Raw genomic sequence first — 5,212 nt, 5'->3', positions numbered from 1 at the left:
GGAAGCGCCCGGAGGAAAGCCCGAGAGGGTGAGTACAAAGGAAGCGTCCGTTCCTTGAGAACTCAACAGCGTGCCAAAAGTCAACGCCAGATATGTTGATACCCCGTCTACCAGACACTGTTCTGGTGGCGAGGTTCCTTTGAAGAAACATCAGCGAGGACGCTGTGAACCGGAAGATTATTCCTCTTCCTGGTTCCGCTCAACGCGGATGCGCACCCGATTACGGGTAAACATTCACGGAGAGTTTGATCCTGGCTCAGGACGAACGCTGGCGGCGTGCTTAACACATGCAAGTCGAACGATGAAGCCTTTCGGGGTGGATTAGTGGCGAACGGGTGAGTAACACGTGGGCAATCTGCCCTGCACTCTGGGACAAGCCCTGGAAACGGGGTCTAATACCGGATGACACTTTCTCTCGCATGGGAGAAGGTTGAAAGCTCCGGCGGTGCAGGATGAGCCCGCGGCCTATCAGCTAGTTGGTGAGGTAGAAGCTCACCAAGGCGACGACGGGTAGCCGGCCTGAGAGGGCGACCGGCCACACTGGGACTGAGACACGGCCCAGACTCCTACGGGAGGCAGCAGTGGGGAATATTGCACAATGGGCGAAAGCCTGATGCAGCGACGCCGCGTGAGGGATGACGGCCTTCGGGTTGTAAACCTCTTTCAGCAGGGAAGAAGCGAAAGTGACGGTACCTGCAGAAGAAGCGCCGGCTAACTACGTGCCAGCAGCCGCGGTAATACGTAGGGCGCAAGCGTTGTCCGGAATTATTGGGCGTAAAGAGCTCGTAGGCGGCTTGTCACGTCGGTTGTGAAAGCCCGGGGCTTAACCCCGGGTCTGCAGTCGATACGGGCAGGCTAGAGTGTGGTAGGGGAGATCGGAATTCCTGGTGTAGCGGTGAAATGCGCAGATATCAGGAGGAACACCGGTGGCGAAGGCGGATCTCTGGGCCATTACTGACGCTGAGGAGCGAAAGCGTGGGGAGCGAACAGGATTAGATACCCTGGTAGTCCACGCCGTAAACGGTGGGAACTAGGTGTTGGCGACATTCCACGTCGTCGGTGCCGCAGCTAACGCATTAAGTTCCCCGCCTGGGGAGTACGGCCGCAAGGCTAAAACTCAAAGGAATTGACGGGGGCCCGCACAAGCAGCGGAGCATGTGGCTTAATTCGACGCAACGCGAAGAACCTTACCAAGGCTTGACATATACCGGAAAGCATCAGAGATGGTGCCCCCCTTGTGGTCGGTATACAGGTGGTGCATGGCTGTCGTCAGCTCGTGTCGTGAGATGTTGGGTTAAGTCCCGCAACGAGCGCAACCCTTGTTCTGTGTTGCCAGCATGCCCTTCGGGGTGATGGGGACTCACAGGAGACTGCCGGGGTCAACTCGGAGGAAGGTGGGGACGACGTCAAGTCATCATGCCCCTTATGTCTTGGGCTGCACACGTGCTACAATGGCAGGTACAATGAGCTGCGAAGCCGTAAGGCGGAGCGAATCTCAAAAAGCCTGTCTCAGTTCGGATTGGGGTCTGCAACTCGACCCCATGAAGTCGGAGTTGCTAGTAATCGCAGATCAGCATTGCTGCGGTGAATACGTTCCCGGGCCTTGTACACACCGCCCGTCACGTCACGAAAGTCGGTAACACCCGAAGCCGGTGGCCCAACCCCTTGTGGGAGGGAGCTGTCGAAGGTGGGACTGGCGATTGGGACGAAGTCGTAACAAGGTAGCCGTACCGGAAGGTGCGGCTGGATCACCTCCTTTCTAAGGAGCACTTCTTACCGGGCTTGCTCGGTCAGAGGCCAGTTCATCAGCGAACGTCTGATGCTGGTTGCTCATGGGTGGAACGTTGACTATTCGGCACAGTTGGCCTGCTCGGGCCGCAAGTACTGTCCTTCGGGGCGTGGAACGCGAACTGGGTGGGATGACTGGGCCGGGCACGCTGTTGGGTATCTGAAGGTATGGCCGTATGGCTGCCTTCACTGCCGACCCCGGTGAAGCATCCAAGTGAGGGTGTGTGACGGGTGGTTGGTCGTTGTTTGAGAACTGCACAGTGGACGCGAGCATCTGTGGCCAAGTTTTTAAGGGCGCACGGTGGATGCCTTGGCACCAGGAACCGATGAAGGACGTGGGAGGCCACGATAGTCCCCGGGGAGTCGTCAACCAGGCTTTGATCCGGGGGTTTCCGAATGGGGAAACCCGGCAGTCGTCATGGGCTGTCACCCGCTGCTGAACACATAGGCAGTGTGGAGGGAACGCGGGGAAGTGAAACATCTCAGTACCCGCAGGAAGAGAAAACAACCGTGATTCCGGGAGTAGTGGCGAGCGAAACTGGATGAGGCCAAACCGTATACGTGTGAGACCCGGCAGGGGTTGCGTGTGCGGGGTTGTGGGATCTCTCTTTCACAGTCTGCCGGCTGTGAGACGAGTCAGAAACCGTTGATGTAGGCGAAGGACATGCGAAAGGTCCGGCGTAGAGGGTAAGACCCCCGTAGTCGAAACATCAGCGGCTCGTTTGAGAGACACCCAAGTAGCACGGGGCCCGAGAAATCCCGTGTGAATCTGGCGGGACCACCCGTTAAGCCTAAATATTCCCTGGTGACCGATAGCGGATAGTACCGTGAGGGAATGGTGAAAAGTACCGCGGGAGCGGAGTGAAATAGTACCTGAAACCGTGTGCCTACAAGCCGTGGGAGCGTCGCGCATCAAGTTTACTTGGTGCGTCGTGACTGCGTGCCTTTTGAAGAATGAGCCTGCGAGTTTGCGGTGCGTTGCGAGGTTAACCCGTGTGGGGAAGCCGTAGCGAAAGCGAGTCCGAATAGGGCGGTTCAGTAGCGCGCTCAAGACCCGAAGCGGAGTGATCTAGCCATGGGCAGGTTGAAGCGGCTGTAAGAGGTCGTGGAGGACCGAACCCACCAGGGTTGAAAACCTGGGGGATGACCTGTGGTTAGGGGTGAAAGGCCAATCAAACTCCGTGATAGCTGGTTCTCCCCGAAATGCATTTAGGTGCAGCGTCGTGTGTTTCTTGCCGGAGGTAGAGCACTGGATAGGCGATGGGCCCTACCGGGTTACTGACCTTAGCCAAACTCCGAATGCCGGTAAGTGAGAGCACGGCAGTGAGACTGTGGGGGATAAGCTCCATGGTCGAGAGGGAAACAGCCCAGAGCATCGACTAAGGCCCCTAAGCGTACGCTAAGTGGGAAAGGATGTGGAGTCGCAGAGACAACCAGGAGGTTGGCTTAGAAGCAGCCACCCTTGAAAGAGTGCGTAATAGCTCACTGGTCAAGTGATTCCGCGCCGACAATGTAGCGGGGCTCAAGCGTACCGCCGAAGTCGTGTCATTCCAGCATATAGGGCCAACGCCTGCTGGGATGGGTAGGGGAGCGTCGTGTGCCGGGTGAAGCTGCCGCGGAAGCGAGTGGTGGACGGTTCACGAGTGAGAATGCAGGCATGAGTAGCGATACATACGTGAGAAACGTGTGCGCCGATTGACTAAGGGTTCCTGGGTCAAGCTGATCTGCCCAGGGTAAGTCGGGACCTAAGGCGAGGCCGACAGGCGTAGTCGATGGATAACCGGTTGATATTCCGGTACCCGCTGTGAAGCGTCAAACATTGAATCAGGCGATGCTAAGTCCGTGAAGCCGTCCTGGAGCCTTCGGGCAAAGGGAAGTGGTGGAGCCGACGAACCAGACTTGTAGTAGGTGAGTGATGGGGTGACGCAGGAAGGTAGTCCAGCCCGGGCGGTGGTAGTCCCGGGGTAAGGGTGTAGGGCGCTGTCTAGGTAAATCCGGACAGCTTGTGCCTGAGACCTGATGCCGAGCCGATTGTGGTGAAGTGGATGATCCTATGCTGTCGAGAAAAGCCTCTAGCGAGTTTCATGGCGGCCCGTACCCTAAACCGACTCAGGTGGTCAGGTAGAGAATACCGAGGCGTTCGGGTGAACTATGGTTAAGGAACTCGGCAAAATGCCCCCGTAACTTCGGGAGAAGGGGGGCCATCACCGGTGATGACATTTACTGTCTGAGCTGGGGGTGGCCGCAGAGACCAGCGAGAAGCGACTGTTTACTAAAAACACAGGTCCGTGCGAAGCCGTAAGGCGATGTATACGGACTGACGCCTGCCCGGTGCTGGAACGTTAAGGGGACCGGTTAGTGCACTTTCGGGTGTGCGAAGCTGAGAACTTAAGCGCCAGTAAACGGCGGTGGTAACTATAACCATCCTAAGGTAGCGAAATTCCTTGTCGGGTAAGTTCCGACCTGCACGAATGGCGTAACGACTTCTCGACTGTCTCAACCATAGGCCCGGTGAAATTGCACTACGAGTAAAGATGCTCGTTTCGCGCAGCAGGACGGAAAGACCCCGGGACCTTTACTACAGTTTGATATTGGTGTTCGGTTCGGCTTGTGTAGGATAGGTGGGAGACTTTGAAGCGGGCACGCCAGTGTTCGTGGAGTCAACGTTGAAATACCACTCTGGTCGTGCTGGATGTCTAACCTGGGTCCGTGATCCGGATCAGGGACAGTGTCTGATGGGTAGTTTAACTGGGGCGGTTGCCTCCTAAAGAGTAACGGAGGCGCCCAAAGGTTCCCTCAGCCTGGTTGGTAATCAGGTGTTGAGTGTAAGTGCACAAGGGAGCTTGACTGTGAGACCGACGGGTCGAGCAGGGACGAAAGTCGGGACTAGTGATCCGGCGGTGGCTTGTGGAAGCGCCGTCGCTCAACGGATAAAAGGTACCCCGGGGATAACAGGCTGATCTTCCCCAAGAGTCCATATCGACGGGATGGTTTGGCACCTCGATGTCGGCTCGTCGCATCCTGGGGCTGGAGTCGGTCCCAAGGGTTGGGCTGTTCGCCCATTAAAGCGGTACGCGAGCTGGGTTTAGAACGTCGTGAGACAGTTCGGTCCCTATCCGCTGTGCGCGTAGGAATATTGAGAAGGGCTGTCCCTAGTACGAGAGGACCGGGACGGACGAACCTCTGGTGTGCCAGTTGTCCTGCCAAGGGCATGGCTGGTTGGCTACGTTCGGAAAGGATAACCGCTGAAAGCATCTAAGCGGGAAGCCTGCTTCGAGATGAGTATTCCCACCCCCTTTGAGGGGTTAAGGCTCCCAGTAGACGACTGGGTTGATAGGCCAGATCTGGAAGCCCGGTAACGGGTGGAGGTGACTGGTACTAATAGGCCGAGGGCTTGTCCTCAGTTGCTCGCGTCCACTGTGTT

The 5,212-nt window shown here is 57.1% G+C and carries 2 rRNA genes; both read left to right on the top strand.

Features of this window, described 5'->3' with window-relative positions:
• Nucleotides 1-233: 233 nt before the first annotated feature.
• Nucleotides 234-1,759: ribosomal RNA gene (locus AC5P1C_RS43350) — 16S ribosomal RNA — on the top strand.
• A gap of 307 nt (nucleotides 1,760-2,066) precedes the next feature.
• A 23S ribosomal RNA gene (locus AC5P1C_RS43345) occupies nucleotides 2,067-5,190 on the top strand.
• Together the 16S and 23S rRNA genes form the textbook arrangement of a ribosomal RNA operon.
• Nucleotides 5,191-5,212: the final 22 nt, after the last annotated feature.

The organism is Streptomyces sp. A18, from assembly GCF_059026065.1.
This window is presented reverse-complemented; position numbering and strand designations above follow the sequence as displayed.